The organism is Variovorax sp. Soil_C_26 (assembly GCF_057657075.1).
In genome coordinates, this window is the sequence record NZ_JBDGJC010000035.1 from 1 (window position 1) to 1,153 (window position 1,153).

Below are 1,153 nucleotides of genomic sequence, written 5' to 3' on the forward strand. Positions count from 1 at the left end.
GCACGCTCGACGAGCGGATGCTGATCCTGGTGGACATCGATCGGCTGATGTCGAGCGAGGAAATGGGCCTGGTCGAAAGAATCGCGGCCTGAAATGGAACGCCCCCCGAAGCGCCTGCGGGCGCCTCCCCCCACTGGGGGGCGCACCCGGCGGCCCGGCAAAGCCGGTTCCGCGGGTGCACTGGGCTCCGCCTGCGAAGCGCGATGCGACGCGGGTGGTGTCCAGCGCCATGAATCACTGAGATGAAAAACTTGAATGGAGCAACCGACATGAAGAACCTGAAAATCGGCACACGTCTCGGCATCGGGTTCGCATTGGTGCTGGGCCTCATGGCCTGCATCGCGGCGATCGGTGTGTTCCGTCTGCAAGGCGTGGGCGACGCGGTACAGCAGATGGTCGAGCGCTCGCTCGCCAAGGAGCGCCTGGCGGCCAACTGGCTGCTGAACACCAGCAACAACAGCGTACGCACCTTCGCGCTCGTCAAGAGCAACGATGCCGAAGTGCAGGACTACCTGCAGAAGCACATGGCCAAGACCAGCGCCAGCATCTCCGAAACACAGGCCAAGCTCGAGGCGCTGCTCGATTCGCCCGAAGAGCAGGCGCTCAGCGCCGACATCAAGGCCAAGCGCACCCAGTACATCACCTTGCGCAACGCCATTGTCAAGCTCAAGGCCGAAGGACGGCAAGACGAAGCGGCAGTGCTCACCAACGAGAAGCTGGTGCCGATGCTCGACGTGTACGACACCAGCATCCGCAACATGCTGACGCACCAGGCCGACCGGATCGACGAAGCAGCCGAGGCGGTGCATGCGCTCAACCGCGTGGGGCGCACGAACGTCATAGCGCTGGGCGTCATCGCGCTGGTGCTCGGTGCGGCGCTCGCATGGCTGCTGACGCGCAGCATCACGCGCCCGCTGAACGAAGCCGTGCGGGTGGCGCAGACCGTGGCCGGAGGCGACCTCACGAGCCGCATCGAATCGTCGGCACGCGACGAGGTCGGCCTGCTCATGCAGGCCCTCCAGAACATGAACGCAAGCCTCGCGAAGGTGGTCGGCGGCGTGCGCCAGGGCACCAATGCCATCGCCACCGCCTCGGGCCAGATCGCCGCGGGCAACCAGGATCTCTCGTCGCGCACCGAGGAACAGGCCAGCTC

At 65.6% G+C, this 1,153-nt stretch carries 1 protein-coding gene and 1 pseudogene; both read left to right on the top strand.

All coding sequences use genetic code 11. The features are described from left to right. Positions 1–92, top strand: a pseudogene (locus AC3A6G_RS27320) (chemotaxis protein CheW); the annotation flags it as partial. Between the two features lie 177 nt (positions 93–269). After that, a partial coding sequence (locus tag AC3A6G_RS27325; RefSeq protein WP_487875093.1) for an MCP four helix bundle domain-containing protein occupies positions 270–1,153 on the top strand: 884 nt, incomplete at its 3' end.